Genomic DNA, 15,566 nt, shown 5'->3' on the forward strand with positions numbered 1-15,566 from the left:
CGGGCGTTTAAAATGCAATGCTTGAAGCAAAATGGATATTGTGGCTGATCTTCTGTATTTGCTTATATATTCTAACCGCATCAACCAATCTCTTGTAGAAATATATAATTTGTTTTAAGATTATGCAGATATACTGGCCGATCTTTGCATATAAAGAAGAAATGAATTATGAAATGATCGAAGGGTCGTCCCCACCATGCCAGCTAAGACGTGGCCTGACCCTGATAATATGATGAGCTTCAGTATTATCATCAACAACCAGTGCTGCCCCTTTCTCAGAACCCATATTCATTAGAGGCTCTGAAAAACTATCCATCATATAGGTCGGCCTGACAGATTCAAGAACATCGATATCATCCCGGGATGTGAGACGATGACATATCACTATGTCGGACTGTGAGAGAACATCAGGATGGATGGATGAAGGACGCTGCGTTGCAAGTACCAGTGACAGACCGGGTTGTCTTCCCTGCTTCAGCCACTCGTTCAAAAGTATATCCGATGCAAGTGTTCTCCCCTCAGCCGGCAGGAACTGCTGGGCCTCATCGATGAACATCCAGACCATAGGAATCCCTTTTTCAACATCTTTATCGCCCATCATGGTCCGTTCATAGGAACGCCTTGCTTCAAGTCTGAGATGATAGATATTCCTGGCAATGGAACTCAGAAGTGCGGACCTTACAGCCTCGTTCCTAATAGTACTCACATCAATGACAGATGTTGAGCCTCCTTTGACGATAGACTCTATACCCTCACCTCTTTCAGCAAAAACACCCCATGATGAAGCTGTTCGAAAATGATTCTCCACAGCACCTTTTGTAACCAGGTCCGAACGCTCATCCTCCATTATCGAATCGATGATGTCATCAAAAGAGAATGATGGTTCTTTTTTCAGTTCATCTATGATCCTGATGATAAGCACACCCGGAGGGGAAACCGCATCTACATCGAAAAGCCTGCACCACTCATAACTGTCTATCTGAGATATCGGGACCGACAGCGGGCTGACATCTATATGCCTTTCCTCATAACCTTTCAGGCTTCCTGCGGGTACGAAGACATCGACATCGAATCCTTTTGTTTCCATTCCCCACTCATCTATGAGGGAACTCTGCATCCCATTGTCTTTAGCAAGCGTCCAGAAGATACCCATGGTATCAATAACAACAGAAGCAACACCCATTCTTACCTCATCAGGAAGCAGCATCAGCTCCTCCATGAGGACAGCCATTGTATAGGACTTTCCATACCCCCTCTTACCTGCAATGAATATTGCATGTGGCCTGTTCGCATCAAGGGACACATGGGAGCCTGAAGAACGGTCGCGTGCAAGATATCTCCCCATATAGAGAAGGACTTCCTCATCATCCCCACCAAGGATGTACTGCTGTTTTGAAACACCTGCATCTAATGAGTAGGACATAATGAAGTTGGAAGTCAGGTCACCGTATATAATATTTTTTATTTTGTGCTAAATTTCATAAGGTCCATTCTTAAAAATAATACGGAAAAATAAGACTCCCTAAAATAAAAAGAGTGATTTGAACAAACTAATAAGATATATATAGGCCTACATATATCATGGAGTCGAGGAATCTCCGTCATCACATCATTCCCCTCTGATGCATTGATCCTTTTTAATGTATCATACCCCAAACTTCACCCAAACCATCATTATGCGAGGTTCCTCGTTACTTCTTATCAATGTGTGACAATATACCTTTAGCAGCCAGTATGCCGGTTGCCGATGAATTAACAAGGTCCCGTGAAAGACCAGCACCGTCGCCTGCAACAAAAAGAGCAGGTATATTCGTTTGCATGGTTCGGTCAACATCTATTTTCAGTGAGTAGAACTTCACCTCAGGCGCGTAGAGAAGAGTGGAATCCGAATCTACACCCGGGATGATCATGCTCAGAACTTCCAGACCTTCTATGATATCCATTACCATCCTGTGAGGGAGGGCCATGGATATGTCCCCCGGGGTTACATCCTTCAGAGTATTGACAACTGCATTTCGGGAGATGCGGTCAGCTGTGGACCTTCGGCCCCGTTTCAGGTCACCAAGTCTCTGGACCACAGGCTTCCCTCCACCTATGGTGGTGGCGAGCTTTGCCACAGACCTTCCATATTTTATGGTGTTCTCCATTGGATGTGTCAGCTCCACATGCACAAGGAAAGCAAAATTGGTATTCTCCGAGACCCTGCTGTGCATGGAATGACCATTTGTCGCAACAAAACCCTCGTATTCCTCCTTGACCACAAAACCGTGCTCGTTGGTACAGAATGTCCTCACAAAATCATCGTATTTTCGTGTATAGATGTGGAATTTAGGATCATGATTGATCCCTGTTACAGGATCCATTATAATGGAAGGCACTTCCACACGCACACCGATGTCCACCCCACTGTACGAGTAACTTATCGAGTGCCTGTTGACAAGATCGTTCATCCATTCATAACCCACCCTTCCGGGAGCAAGCAACGTATACTCTGCACGGAGGTCTTTGCTGTCAAAGAGGATGCCCTTACATACCCCATCCTCCAAAATGATGTCCTCTACCTTTGAATCAAGGAGGAATTCAATTCCTCTTGAAACAAGGTCATTCTTCATATTTGCGATCAGAGCAGTGGAATTATCCGAACCGATGTGACGTTGTTTTATGTCTATGAACCTCGCTCCTGCAGAGGCTGCCCTGCGCTTCAACATCTCGGCGTCCCTGCCAGTGGCAGAATAGACCTTCTGTGGCGCACCATACTTCAGGTAGATATCATCCACATAGTCTACAAGCGCCCATGCTTCCGCATCATCACCCGTGAGCTCTGACAGGTCCCCGCCGATATCAGGTCTGAGGTTCAATGTCCCATCAGAATAGGCTCCAGAGCCCCCAACACCACAAAGAATGGAACATGGGGCACAGTGGCGACAAGACAGTACCGAGGACATCGGACAATGCCTTTTGTCTATATCCTTGCCCGCATCAACAACAAGTACCTTCAAACCCCGATCTGAAAGCCCATAGGCTGCAAAAAGTCCGGCTGGACCGGCACCCACGATAACAACATCATATTCTGTTGTGTCAGAAATAGTATCACACCCATGGCCCTTTTGAAGAGAGCCATGGATAATTATAGGCCGTATTAAGATAAAATTTTATCCAGTTGACCTGTTCTACTTGCAAGCTTTATTTCCTGTGCGATCCTCTTGCCTGTGGAAAGGTCTGGCTCGACAAGATCGGAATATGGAGATCCTGCAAGGTAGATATTGGTACCTGCAACGATACGCGCGGATATCTCAAAGACCTTGATCTCAAGCTTGTCGGTGACCACTGTCTCAAGACAGAAAGGACCGATCATACCATCGAACAGTTCAAGGGACTGCTCAACTACCTTTTCTCCAAGAGAGAATATCTTTGGCAAAAGGGACTCCCTTGCAACGAGAGGGACATTTCCGGTTACAACATAGGATGGAATGATATCCGCCTCTTCAAGCTCCTTTGGGGAACCGAGCCTGAAGATCTCATCTGCATTGGACTCAACCCTGCGGTCCATACTGAGCATCTCAAGGATACCATTGCTGAGCTTGTAACCTTCCTCCCTCAGTGGTGAATAGAAGAAATGGAGATAATACCTTGTACCTACGATGAATTCCTGAACAGTGAACTTCTCATTAGGGTCGACATGCTCCTTGAACTCCTCATAGTTCTTGGCAACAAAGAAACCGCGGCCACCTTTTGCACCGTGGTACTTGACCATGACAGGGCCATCTATCTCCTCCGGTTTGACGACCTTTGGCATCTCAAGTCCCGCGCCCTCCAGCCATACGCGCTCCATCTCCCTGTCGGACTCCCATTCAAGGACAGCACGGTTCCCGAAAGTAGGGATGGCAAGGTTTGCAAATGCCTCAGCACCCATGTATTCCACAAAGGAACCGTGGGGGATGACGATAGCGTTCTTTGCCGTGAGCTGATCAAGGACGTTGGATATCTCCTTGTAACTGTCAACAACTATGAACTCGTCCGGTTTTGCAAGCGGGAAAGCATCATAGAATCTTGGTGGTTCCTTCACACAGATACCTATGGTCCTGAAGCCTTCCTTCCTTGCGCCGTAGAATATCTGAAGGCTTGAGTGAGAACAAACAGTGGCAATGCTCAGATCATTAAGGTCGTAGTTCTCAACAATTTCCATTATTCGTTCTTTAGTTATCATGATGTAATAGCCCCTAGAATTTACCCCATATTGTTCTATCTATTCTTTAACTTTACGAGTTACGCTTGAAATAGATTAAGACTTCGAACAGAATTGAACCTAAAGGAAGAAATATAAATCAATTTCCATATAGTACGATCCATGGGAGATAACGAAGAAAGTACCAACTCCGACAAGGTCCTCATTGTCCCGCTCAGTGAGGACTCGAAGCGAATCACCCAGGTACTTTCAAATGAAAAAGCAATGAAGATGCTTGATATCCTTGCAGACAGGCCTATGTCCGCCAGCGATGTCGCTGAACAGCTCGAACTTCCACTTACAACTGTCAAATACAACCTCGACGGACTTGTCGAAGCGGACCTCATCAAAGTTAAAGAGACAAAGTGGAGCAAAAAGGGAAGGCAGATCAAGATATACGAACCTGTCCAGAAATTCATCGTCGTTGCTCCGGGGAGTACAAAGGACGACAGGTCATCCATCATAAGCATGCTGAAGAAGTATCTGGGACTTGTTGCAGGCGCGGTCTTTGCCGCAACCGGGCTGGAAGCCCTCACAAGAAGTTTTAGTATGGGTGCCGCACCTGCGATGTCACAGGAAGCTTCAACTTCCCCTGTTCCTGGAGAAGAGCCCATGGCTTTTATGGCCAAAGATGTTGCTGAAGAAGATATTGTGGCAGATGAACTCGTTGTGAACGAGGAGATGCCCGAAGAAACAGCACTGGAAATTGAGACAGATGCTGAAAGCACAGAAATGACAGACATAGCAACAGATGACAGCGTGGATGTTCCTATCGAAGAAGAGATGCCTGTTGAGGAAGCAATGGAATATGAAGTACCTGCTGAGGAGATGAGTGCTGATGGCATCCCCGGTGTCGACGAGGTAAGCCCGGAGATGGTAGCTTCCTCCGCACCCAATGGGAGTGAGGCCGGTGCCGGCCTTATGAGAGATGGGATGGCAAATGTCACCGGTAACCAGAAAGAGACCCTTCCTGTAACCCAGGCATTCACAGATAACATGACAGCAGTTGCTGAACCGGCAGGCAGCATCTTCAGGGACGGACTCCTGTCCCATATCAGCGTATGGTTCTTTTTCGGATGCCTATTCATCATAACCCTTCTGTTCGTGAGAGAAATGTATTATAGAAAAAAGAACATATGAGGCCAGAGTGATGGTATGAGAGTTGCTCTGAAAGTAGCATACGTAGGCACAGGCTACCATGGTTCCCAGGTACAGCCTGATGTTGCGACAATAGAAGGAGAATTGTTCAACGCACTCACAGACCTTGAGATCATCGATGATCCGAAGTCTGCCCGTTTTTCAAGTTCAGGACGTACCGATGCAGGAGTACATGCAAGGGAACAGGTGGTGGCATTCAATACCGACAAACCCAACCTTGCCATACCAAGGGTGATCAATTCCAAACTCCCGAATTCTATCTGGGCCTGGGCACACGCAGAGGTGCCTGATGATTTCGACCCAAGGAGATGGGCTGTCAGCCGCAAGTACAGATACATCATGAGCGGGGAACAATACGATATCTCCAGGATAAGGGCTGCTTCCAAGATCCTTGTGGGAGAACATGATTTTGCGAATTTCTGTACCAAGGACGAGGACAAAAGCTCGATCAGGAATGTTCAAAGGATAGATGTACGTGTCAGCGGCACACTCACAAAGATAGACATACAGGCCAACAGCTTCCTCTGGAACATGGTGAGAAAGATCGTCACAGCCCTTACAATGGTTGGAAGCGGGGTAAGGGACGAAGAATGGCTGAACCAGATGCTTGACCCCGAATCCTACGAAGAAGGCCTGGAACCTGCCGCAGCATACGGACTCACACTCATGGAGATCGAATATCCCGAACCCATTGACTGGTGCGAGGACGGCTATGCCATACGCAGGGCCGACGAGAACGTACATGACTACCTGGTGCGCCACAGGGTCATGGCAGAGGTTATGGAAAGTCTTGTTCCAAGAGAAGAAAGATAGACCCCTTCATTTTTTACATTCCAACAAGGATGCAGTGCCAGGCAAGCATAAAGGATATGGTCATAGACTATGAGCTTATCCACAGGGATATCAAGAACCCCAGACTTGAGTTCAGGGATGGAAGATTATACCTGGTAGTCCCACATTCCCACAAGGACCATGAGATGGTCATTCACAGGCATCGCAGATGGATCTATAACAGATTCTCCCGGATGCAGAAACTAAAGGAGATATCAAGGGACGTAGAACTTGTAGCTGACAGGTCCCTTGCACAACTAAAGGAACTGGTACACTCCTTTGTTTCAAAGGCGGAAAAGGAACTCCACGTAGAACCGAAGAAGATAGGGTTCCGCAGGATGAGAACAAAATGGGGAAGCTGTAGTTCAAAGGGCAACCTGAACTTCAACAGCTACATGAGACACCTGCCGGAGGATATGATAGAGTACATCGTATTTCATGAGATGGTCCATCTTATAGAACTCAATCACAGCCAGCGGTTCTGGAACCATATCATGAAACGTTACCCGGAATACAAGGAATCAGAGAGCATGCTTGCAGCATACTGGTCACTGATACATGAGCGATATGTTGCTCAATCCTTGTAGAGAACCGTGAACGTCCTTGTAAGACTCTTGTGGACCTTCTGGGTGAAGATATCGGCTATTGTAAAACCTGCCTTCTCCGCGAATTCCTCCACCTTCATCTCTGAGACCACCACTGCAAGCTTACCCTGTTTGAGCACACGGTACATCTCTGCAAAGGAATCAGTGTAAAGATGATGCAATGACTCTGCCCTGATAGCTGCCGAGCGACCATACGGCGGATCTGTGACGATCGCATCCACTGATGCACTCTTAAGAGGAACACGGCAGGCATCGCCTACCAGAAGGGAATAGTCGGCATTGTACTCATCAAGGTTCATCCTGGCTCCATGTGATATCTTATAGCGCACCTCGGTGCCGATCACATGAGCACCTACAAGACCGCCTTCCACAAGAATACCTGCAGTACCGCTGAAAGGATCGAAAAGGGTATCTCCATCCCTTACCTGTGAGATGTTCACCAATGCCCTCGCTACGCGGGGCATGAGCACTCCGGGGTAGAAGAATGGTTTCCTGTGCGGAGCCCTGTGTTCATAGGCGCCTCTGTCAATTGATGCTACGACCGAGCCGAGCACAGCCATGTCGGTCATTATGAAACGGAACGTTACATCAGGGTTCTTCATGTCCGCTCTGAAGCCCTTACGATATATGCTACCCCCAAGTCTGCCTTCAATGAATTCCCTTTTGACATCACCATGGTGATGCACCCTCTTTGCGCGGACAACATATGTCTGTCCTTCTGAAAGATGAGATGATATATCGGACCTGTCACACATGCCGATTATCTGGTCGGTCTCGACCTCACAGATACCCACCACTTTCAATATGTGATGGGACATTGCAAGCCTGCCTGCTATAAAAGTGAGTTTCTCATCGATACCCTCGCCTTCAATATCAAGCACAAGACAATTGTCATAGGAGGCATGCTCCCTGTACTCAAGTCCTTCCATTGAAAGACATGCGAAGACCTCTTTGCACGGCAGGACAGCGTGCTCCCCGGATAACTCAAAAGCATACAGCATGATAACTGCAATAGAGAATAGAAGTAGTATTTAAAGCGTTTCAATGACAGTATTCGGATGAAAGAAAAATAAAGAGATAAAGGATCTGTCGGATATCAGAACATCAGTTCCAGTGCTTCTTTCCCCGTCATCCCCACCTTGATACCAAGGTCGATGGCATCAGGAGTAGCACCTACAACCTGTGCCTTGAGCACGTCATCGAATGTGTTGACACCTTTTACCCTGACAGCAACATCCCCGAGGATGCCTGCAGTATCAAGGTCCAGATAACCGCACATCACAAAACCTTTGTCCGCCCTGATAACAAGCAGAGGAGCATTCTGCATCTGGAAGCTCAGACCCATGGCCGAACCGTTCTCAAGTTCTATCTTCTCGACCTGCATATTATCACCGCATTTGTAGTCACATCAAAAGCTCTTAAATGTATCGGACCTCAATTTTTCAAGGAGACCGTCAGTGATTCCCGGAAAGATCCTTTCAAGGAAGGAAGAAGCATCATCTTCCTGTCCGGAAGAAGGAGCTATTGCAGTCTCATCCTCATCGGCTTCTGGAATTTCCGGCTCCGTTACTGAGAAATGGACTGTCACCTCACCGGTGAAACCAAACTCTCCTGATATATGGGTTCCATCCTCATCCTCTTCCACAGACTCATTGTCAATGCCTTCCACGGATATCAACTCAAGTTCAGAGGGAATGTTCAGTCTGACCGGAGTATCCGGTTCCCCCTGGAACCATATGCTTGAACCATCTTCGGTAAGTGGTGTCCTGAAATCGTAGAATGTCTGGTAATTATTGACTATGTCATCCTTCTTGTTCACAGGACCCAGCAGTTCAGGGGACATGCTGGCCTCAACGTTCAGGAGAGTTACGTTCCTTGAAGAATTATCGATCATCACATCCATATTATCCTCTATGGCTTCCCTGAATGAGCCGCTGGTCTTAACTTCGGCCTTCAGCAGTTCCCACGCACTGACAAAATCATCGTTGTCACCGAACTCTGCATCTATGAAGGCCTTGAATATCACCGACCTGTCATCGGAATACTTTTCCATATATTCCCACACCATATCGTCAGTCCCTACAGTGATCTCGTTGCTCCACTCATAATCAGCACTTGCCGGGAGAGATAGCATTGAGAACACTATGATAAGCATTGCCAATGGCCTGATATTCAACTGACTGCACCCCATTTTCCGTTACTCTTTCATCTGGTAGTGACTTCGCATCCATCCTTTGTGACAATGACCGTATGCTCTGCCTGGGAGACCATTCCACCACCTGCTTCTTTGAGAACGGGGTATGAATGTACGATGCCAGCCCTTTCAAGCTGCATAAGCGCAAAATCAAGCTTAGGGCTCTTGAGCCACCTCTTTGCGAACGGAAGAGTACTGTATTGTTCAAGTTCCTTCATCAGGACCCTTGCCGCAGGCAAACGTACAGGCTTCTTGCCTATGAACTGGAAGATCTCAGTGAGAGAACCGTCCACTACCCTGCCAGCGCCATCCGTGGCAAAAGGCTCTATGGCAATAAAGTCACCGGCCTTCAGGTCAACACCCTTTCCAATCCTTATATTAGGGATACTCGGGTGTGCATGAGGAATATAACGTGCAAGACCATGTCCGGTGAGGTTACCCACAGGCTTGAAACCATGGGAAACTATCGCATCCTCTATGGCAGCACCGATATCTGCAGTGTTCACTCCACTTTTTACTGTATCGATAGCCGCCTCAAGTCCTGCTTCAGAAGCTTTGACGAGGTCCTTGTAGTCACCCGAAAGGTCGATAGTAATGGCAGAATCTGCAATGTACCCATCAACATGGACACCAATATCGAGTTTGATCACATCCTCGCCAAATACAGTTGTATCGCCTGCAAGCGGGGTTGCGTGTGCTGCCTCGTTATTACGGGATATGTTACACGGAAAAGCAGAGCCATCAGCCCCAAGCTCTATTGCCCTGTTCTCCACGAACTCTGCGATCTCAAGCAGACTGACACCTACCTTTATCCTGTCTCTTGCCTCACTCCTTACCTGTGAGAGTATCTTTCCTGCTGTGACATATTTGCCAATGATCTCTTCTATCTTCTGAACTTTGTCAGTCATTCAAAATCTCCTGGAATATATTATAATCTGTACCGGAACTAATATACAAATCTCTTTTCCATTTCCGTCAGGTTCTCATGACCATCCGATGTTACAAGGATAAGGTCCTCAAGGCGTATGCCGCCAACATCAGGATAGTATAATCCCGGTTCTATTGTAATGATATTGCCTTCTTCAAGCTCAACATCGCTATTACCTACAAAGGGAAGCTCGTGTATCTCAAGTCCGACACCATGTCCTGTGGAATGGATGAAACCAACCGTGGAACCTTCTCTTGTAGTGTCATAACCTTTCTCCTTGAACACATCGCATACCTTGTTATGGATATCACTGCATTTGACACCAGGTTTGACCATTTCGATGCCAGCTATTTGTGCTTCAAGGACGGCCTCATACATATCTGCAAGTTTCTCTGAAGGGTCACCTTTGATAACGGTCCTTGTCATATCTGCGAAGTATCGCTCCTTCTTGCTGCGGGGAAAGATGTCTATGACCACAGGTTCATTGGCCTTGAGCGGACCCTGTCCCTCCCAGTGAGGATTCGCAGACCCCGTGCCACCGGCAACTATAGTGCTGTCCGACTCGCACCCATGTTCAAGAAGGGTCAGATCGATCTCCTTGCGTATCATTTCGGATGTCAGGACAAAACCACGGTAATTGAGGATGCCTTCAACATCCTCTGACTTCCTTATCATCTCAACAGCCGCTTCCATTGCAGTATTACAGGCATTCTGTACCTTTTTCACAACCTCCGCCTCTGAGGGAGCCTTCTTGGAACGTAACTGCAGGAAAGGACTTTTGATGGCCTCGATGGAGAAGCCCTCTTCCTTGAGGGTCTGTGCAATGTAATATGGAAAATCCCTTGGCACTGCAACCCGTCTTGCACCTTCTTTTTGTAAAACCTCCGCAATGCAGTCGCAATAAGCAAGTGTCGGGTCCTTTCTTTCATTTACCTTTGACCTGTAGCCAAGGTCCTGCAACGTGCGAATATCCGAGACCCTTGATTCAAGCTCTGCCCTTCCACGCTCCATGTCAGATATCAGAAGGGTCTCATTGCCATTCTTTGTCTGGAAATATGCAAACCGGTCCGAAGCGGAGAAATGAGTAGCATAAAAGATGTCTGCATTGTTCGAATTCCCTACCATCAGATACACATCTGACCTGTGGCTTTCCAGCTCAGCAGAAATATCTATGGGAACTGTTGATGAGGTCATAATATTATCTAGTAGTTACTAGTACAAAATTGTTATCAGATGTACAACCCTGAATACGAAGCAGGAAATCTAAGAAAACATCTGTCCTGTTCAAGTATTCCCGGATTCATGTACATACCCATTGAGATATTAGTCCATTTAACTACATAACATGTACATAAAAAAGTGATTTTAATACATTCTAATTATATACAGCTCCATGAAATGCTACTATTATGCACAACACAGCCCTTTACAATTCACAACTGACAAACATCTCTGATTTCCTGATGGATATCAAGTATGTCATTGTGTTCTATGTACTGGGAGATTTCCTTACAACAGCCCACGCCTTGAACTACGGGTTCGAGGAAAATGATTTCCTGGCCATTATTATGCAGAACTATGGTGTTGGCTCTCTGCTGGTCCTGAAGGTCCTGTTCCTTGCAATCGTATACTGGAATTACAGAATGCTTAAGGAATCCGGTTCCCGATGGATGGATCTTCTGTGGGTAATGTCAAGGAAGTGCATTGTGCTGGTAGGATTGTTCCTGGTGGTAAACAACCTGATGGTCATTTTCATGGAATGCAGTTTGCTGCAAATCATACAGACAATGCCCATCTAAGAAAAATGAAAGCAAACAAAAACGTGATCATAAAACGTTTTAAAAACGAGATCTAAAAACGGATGGCAAAATCCACCACTATTTTTTCAATTACCCTTGTCAACTGTTCTTTTCTGGCATCATTAATTCAATGATACATTTTACTATTCTCCCTGACACTGTGTCCATAGAAAACATATGAAATGTTAAGCTCTGTTTCAGCTGATCATATGTTCTGCCAGAAACACAGGTATGGAATTGTTAAAAGATGCAGAAGAATGAAAAAGGTGTTTGATGTGCCTGAAACGAAACGAAGGATACCATCTGGAAGTTTCATCTGATAATAGCTGAGAACAGAGCCATAGATAACATCAGTACAAGATATACTGATACAAGAAGCATAAGTTTTGTAGCCGTTGATCTACCTGAACGAGTGAACATAACAGTCTGCAAAAACAACTGAATAATATAAATAGATTTCTTTTTGCCGGGAACTGCCCCGGAATTAGCGGCATAGATAGAAGAAGAGTAAATATCCACAAACATGATCATATGACTTCTTTGTCAGAAATGACAGATCGGATGCGCCGGAGAAGATCCAACTTTAGAGGGGGTTTCATTTTTTGAAGTAGCTTTAGGAGAACGCTAGAATAATCGTAGGCTCTTACCGACCTGTCTAAGCCATAGTAAAGGCAGGATCATATTTTAATGTTACGAATGATTCGTTTTGTAATATTTTATATGCACTTTGTATATGTTCTCATATTGAAGAGGGAACCACAATATCACATCAGAAGGCAGTATTAACATAATATCCATGAATACGGAGTATTACATCACAGAGAGTAATGAGAGAATTAGCCGAAGACAGGAGAGAACGGATAACAGATGTCCCCATATCAAATGTTAACAAACCCAATGAACAGAATAACTCCAGACAAAAGCAGATCTGAATACAACTAGTCTTGTTCATTAAATTAAAAAGAAGAGAAAACCCGGATAAACCGGGAAAAAGAATTTAGCGCCCGAACCGGGATTCGAACCCGGGTCGGAGCCTCGACAGGGCTCCATGATAGGCCTCTACACTATTCGGACACTTGCGGATGAATTACGCCTTTGAGCACCCCTAAAAGGAGGTTCTTGTATATAAGGCTTTTCATGATTTTGAAAGTCCCGCCTCCCAGACTCGAACCGGGGACATCGCGGTGCCTGCGCGTAATGTGATCATGTCACATGAACCAAACTACAGCCGCGCACTCTACCAACTGAGTTAAAGCGGGTCTTACAAATCATGCTTCCGCACGACGTTGCCGTGCGATGCAACACTTGAATACGCGCAATCATACTTATCTCTTTCGCCGTAAAGTGCATCCTTGCAGAAGAGCATATAAAGGAGAGAACAAAGAGCAGCAGAACGATACGACAAAAGAGAAGAGTCTTCGCTGAAATAGGCAGAGAATGAGAAGAAATTTTGAAAAATAGAAGGGGCAACCCCAAAGTTGGGGCAGCCTTAGTAGAAAGGATCAGAATGTATCGAGTTCACCAGCGATAACCATCTTGGTGATCTTGGTGATATCAGCAAGCCAGTCATCAATGACAACTTCGGCCTCAGCCCTTACAGAAGCAAAGTTCGCACCATCCTCAGGAATGATCTGAGCACTTGCCACAAGTGGCTGGTCTATTGGCTGACCGATCTGTGAAAGGAGCTTGATATAGACATCCTGAGCCTCTGGAACAGCTTTCACAATATCCCTTGCCATCTGGGTAGAGAGCAGATTGTATATCTTACCAATGTGGTTGATAGGGTTCTTACCGCTGGTTGCTTCCATGCTCATTGGCCTGTTAGGAGTGATCAGACCATTGCAACGGTTACCTCTGCCCACAGAACCATCATCACCCATCTCAGCAGAAGTTCCGGTCACTGTCAGGAACACGGAATCGCATTTCTCATTATCAGCTGCGTTGATGAAGGTCTTTACATTACGGTCAGTACGCTTAAGAGCAAGGTCTGTCACGTAATCTGCCATCTCTTCCTTGATATTGATGTAGTGGTCCATGTCATCCACATGCCTGCCCACCATACCACAGCATATTGTAAGATTGATATCATCATTGTCCCTCAGACCCATGACCTTGATATCAGTGCCGATACCAGGGATCTTCTTCTTAAGGTCTGTGATGAGCTGCCTCTCGGACTCGTGCACGATCTGTTCGAGTTCTGAGAAAGGAGCATGACCTACACCGAATGATGTATCATTTGCTACAGGGACCCTGTCCCTCTGGAAAACATCCCTGAGATCAGATGAACCGGTACCAAGCTTACAGTCGACTATGATATCACTTTCAAGGTCGATATCCACGATAGTGTTCCTGATATAATCCCTTGCTGCCTTGAGAGCAACTGATTCTGCAGGGATCTCCACACCTTCGAACTCTTTGGTTGCCCTTCCCACAAGCAAGGTGTATATAGGCTGAATAACCTCTCCGCCTCCGAACTGCGGATTGGAACGTCCTGCCACTATCTGGGTCTCATCTGTATTATGGTGGAGAACCACACCACACTTTTCCACATATTCATTACACAATGCACGGCTTACCGCCTCTGCAAGACCGTCAGAGATACTGTCAGGGTGACCTACACCCTTTCTCTCAACAAGCTCAATCTGCTGTTTTTCCACCGGCGTTTCGGTCAGGTGTTCGACTTTGATGTTTCGAATCATATTAATCCTCTTATTCTCTGGAAATCACTAAGTGACAAATGAAAGGTAAGAATAGATAATTAAGGTTTATTATGTATCCTTCGCTATACAGACTATTTACAAGTTATATAATAATTTCTATTAATAATATTACTTGCAGTAATTAATGGTTTTCCAATACATAAATTGAACGAATACCAGGACAGCGTGAAACCTATATGCTATAAATGTCTTTGGAAGAACGTTCAATTGACACTTATATTATATTACTTAATTCACTGAAGGATCCACATGATACGTATTGCAATACCTAATAAAGGGCGTCTGCACGAGCCCACTGTAGCCCTTCTCAAAAAGGCAGGTCTCCCTGTACTTGAAGGAGGAGGAAGGAAACTTTTTGCCAAGACCACCGACCCTGAGATCACGTACCTCTTTGCAAGGGCAGCAGATATCCCTGAGTATGTCCAGGACGGTGCCGCAGATGTGGGCATCACAGGCCTTGATCTTATAGATGAGACCGAGTCCGATGTAGAGATATTGCTTGACCTGAAGTTCGGTGGAGCAAATCTTGTTCTGGCCGTGCCGGAAGAATCATCCATCTCCTCTGCAAAGGACCTGGAAGGGATGCGCGTTGCCACAGAGTTCCCAAATATCACGGCCAAGTACTTCAAGAATCTCGGAGTGAACATTGAAGTTATAAAGGTAAGCGGTGCATGCGAGATGACACCACATGTGGGAATTGCTGATGCGATCGTTGATATTTCCAGTTCAGGCACCACCCTTGTCACCAACCATCTCAAGATGATAGAGACGGTATTCACATCATCAGTATATCTTATTGCCAACAAGAAGACACATGAGAACAACGGCAAGATCGGGCAGATCCAGACAGCTGTGGAAAGTGTTCTCAGGGCAAAAGGAAAACGCTACCTTATGATGAACGTTCCTGCAGATGCATTAGAAACCGTCAAGAAGGTCCTTCCGGGAATGGCAGGGCCAACTGTCATGAAAGTGGAATCCGATGATTCCATACTTGCAGTACATGCTGTGGTCGATGCCGAAAGCATATTCTCAACTGTTGACGAACTCAAGAAAGCAGGTGCAAAGGACGTACTTGTAGTGCCTATTGAGAGAATGATGCCCTGAGG

The 15,566-nt window shown here is 46.0% G+C and carries 14 protein-coding genes and 2 tRNA genes; 5 read left to right on the forward strand and 11 right to left on the reverse strand.

Annotated features, from left to right (window positions below):
• Positions 1-166 precede the first annotated feature (166 nt).
• The 3 genes from V7O63_RS02065 to V7O63_RS02075 form a co-directional block, all read right to left on the reverse strand.
• Entirely contained in the window at positions 167-1,423 is a 1,257-nt protein-coding gene (locus V7O63_RS02065) for an ATP-binding protein (RefSeq protein ID WP_340819713.1), read from the reverse strand.
• A gap of 268 nt (positions 1,424-1,691) precedes the next feature.
• Positions 1,692-3,086, reverse strand: a complete 1,395-nt coding sequence (locus V7O63_RS02070; RefSeq protein ID WP_340820869.1) for an NAD(P)/FAD-dependent oxidoreductase — start codon at positions 3,084-3,086, stop codon at positions 1,692-1,694.
• Positions 3,087-3,139: 53 nt separating this feature from the next.
• Positions 3,140-4,207: a formate--phosphoribosylaminoimidazolecarboxamide ligase gene (locus tag V7O63_RS02075; protein ID WP_340819715.1), complete on the reverse strand. Its 1,068-nt coding sequence runs from the start codon at positions 4,205-4,207 to the stop codon at positions 3,140-3,142.
• A gap of 141 nt (positions 4,208-4,348) precedes the next feature.
• Between V7O63_RS02075 and V7O63_RS02080 the strand changes: the two genes are divergently transcribed.
• The 3 genes from V7O63_RS02080 to V7O63_RS02090 are packed head-to-tail and all read left to right on the forward strand — an operon-like array spanning position 4,349 to position 6,801.
• Complete coding sequence (locus tag V7O63_RS02080) at positions 4,349-5,365, forward strand: helix-turn-helix domain-containing protein (RefSeq protein ID WP_340819717.1); 1,017 nt, start codon at positions 4,349-4,351, stop codon at positions 5,363-5,365.
• 15 nt (positions 5,366-5,380) lie between these two features.
• Entirely contained in the window at positions 5,381-6,196 is an 816-nt protein-coding gene (truA, locus tag V7O63_RS02085) for a tRNA pseudouridine(38-40) synthase TruA (protein WP_340819719.1), read from the forward strand.
• 29 nt (positions 6,197-6,225) lie between these two features.
• Positions 6,226-6,801 (forward strand): M48 family metallopeptidase, encoded by a 576-nt coding sequence (locus V7O63_RS02090; protein WP_340819720.1) that lies wholly within the window; start codon positions 6,226-6,228, stop codon positions 6,799-6,801.
• Here V7O63_RS02090 and V7O63_RS02095 read toward each other — a convergent pair.
• From V7O63_RS02095 to V7O63_RS02115, 5 genes are all read right to left on the reverse strand, one after another.
• The gene (locus tag V7O63_RS02095) at positions 6,789-7,820 is read right to left on the reverse strand and encodes a TRM11 family methyltransferase (protein WP_340819722.1); all 1,032 of its coding nucleotides are present in this window, start codon (positions 7,818-7,820) and stop codon (positions 6,789-6,791) included. The genes V7O63_RS02090 and V7O63_RS02095 overlap by 13 nt on opposite strands.
• 95 nt (positions 7,821-7,915) lie before the next feature.
• The gene (locus V7O63_RS02100) at positions 7,916-8,203 is read right to left on the reverse strand and encodes a DUF1805 domain-containing protein (RefSeq protein ID WP_340819724.1); all 288 of its coding nucleotides are present in this window, start codon (positions 8,201-8,203) and stop codon (positions 7,916-7,918) included.
• A 24-nt stretch (positions 8,204-8,227) separates the two neighbouring features.
• Positions 8,228-9,010 carry a hypothetical protein gene (locus tag V7O63_RS02105; protein WP_340819726.1) on the reverse strand — a complete coding sequence of 261 codons (783 nt, stop codon included), beginning with the start codon at positions 9,008-9,010 and terminating at the stop codon, positions 8,228-8,230.
• Between the two features lie 14 nt (positions 9,011-9,024).
• Positions 9,025-9,921 (reverse strand): type II methionyl aminopeptidase, encoded by an 897-nt coding sequence (map, locus tag V7O63_RS02110; RefSeq protein WP_340819727.1) that lies wholly within the window; start codon positions 9,919-9,921, stop codon positions 9,025-9,027.
• A gap of 38 nt (positions 9,922-9,959) precedes the next feature.
• Positions 9,960-11,135, reverse strand: a complete 1,176-nt coding sequence (locus tag V7O63_RS02115; protein ID WP_340819729.1) for a Xaa-Pro peptidase family protein — start codon at positions 11,133-11,135, stop codon at positions 9,960-9,962.
• Positions 11,136-11,350: 215 nt separating this feature from the next.
• Between V7O63_RS02115 and V7O63_RS02120 the strand changes: the two genes are divergently transcribed.
• Complete coding sequence (locus V7O63_RS02120; protein WP_340819730.1) at positions 11,351-11,740, forward strand: hypothetical protein; 390 nt, start codon at positions 11,351-11,353, stop codon at positions 11,738-11,740.
• Between the two features lie 1,001 nt (positions 11,741-12,741).
• Here V7O63_RS02120 and V7O63_RS02125 read toward each other — a convergent pair.
• The 3 genes from V7O63_RS02125 to V7O63_RS02135 all read right to left on the reverse strand — a co-directional run bounded on the left by V7O63_RS02125 (position 12,742) and on the right by V7O63_RS02135 (position 14,439).
• Positions 12,742-12,814: transfer RNA gene (locus tag V7O63_RS02125), tRNA-Asp, on the reverse strand.
• Between the two features lie 76 nt (positions 12,815-12,890).
• Positions 12,891-12,999, reverse strand: a tRNA-Tyr gene (locus V7O63_RS02130).
• Between the two features lie 243 nt (positions 13,000-13,242).
• A complete protein-coding gene (locus tag V7O63_RS02135) occupies positions 13,243-14,439 on the reverse strand; it encodes a methionine adenosyltransferase (protein WP_340819732.1) in 1,197 nt (398 codons plus the stop codon).
• A 270-nt stretch (positions 14,440-14,709) separates the two neighbouring features.
• Here V7O63_RS02135 and hisG point away from each other — a divergent pair, with 270 nt between their 5' ends.
• Positions 14,710-15,564, forward strand: coding sequence for an ATP phosphoribosyltransferase (hisG, locus tag V7O63_RS02140; protein WP_340819734.1), 855 nt, complete (start codon positions 14,710-14,712; stop codon positions 15,562-15,564).
• The last annotated feature ends 2 nt before the right edge of the window (positions 15,565-15,566 follow it).

It is taken from the genome of Methanolobus sp. WCC4 (assembly GCF_038022665.1).
Classification (GTDB): domain Archaea; phylum Halobacteriota; class Methanosarcinia; order Methanosarcinales; family Methanosarcinaceae; genus Methanolobus.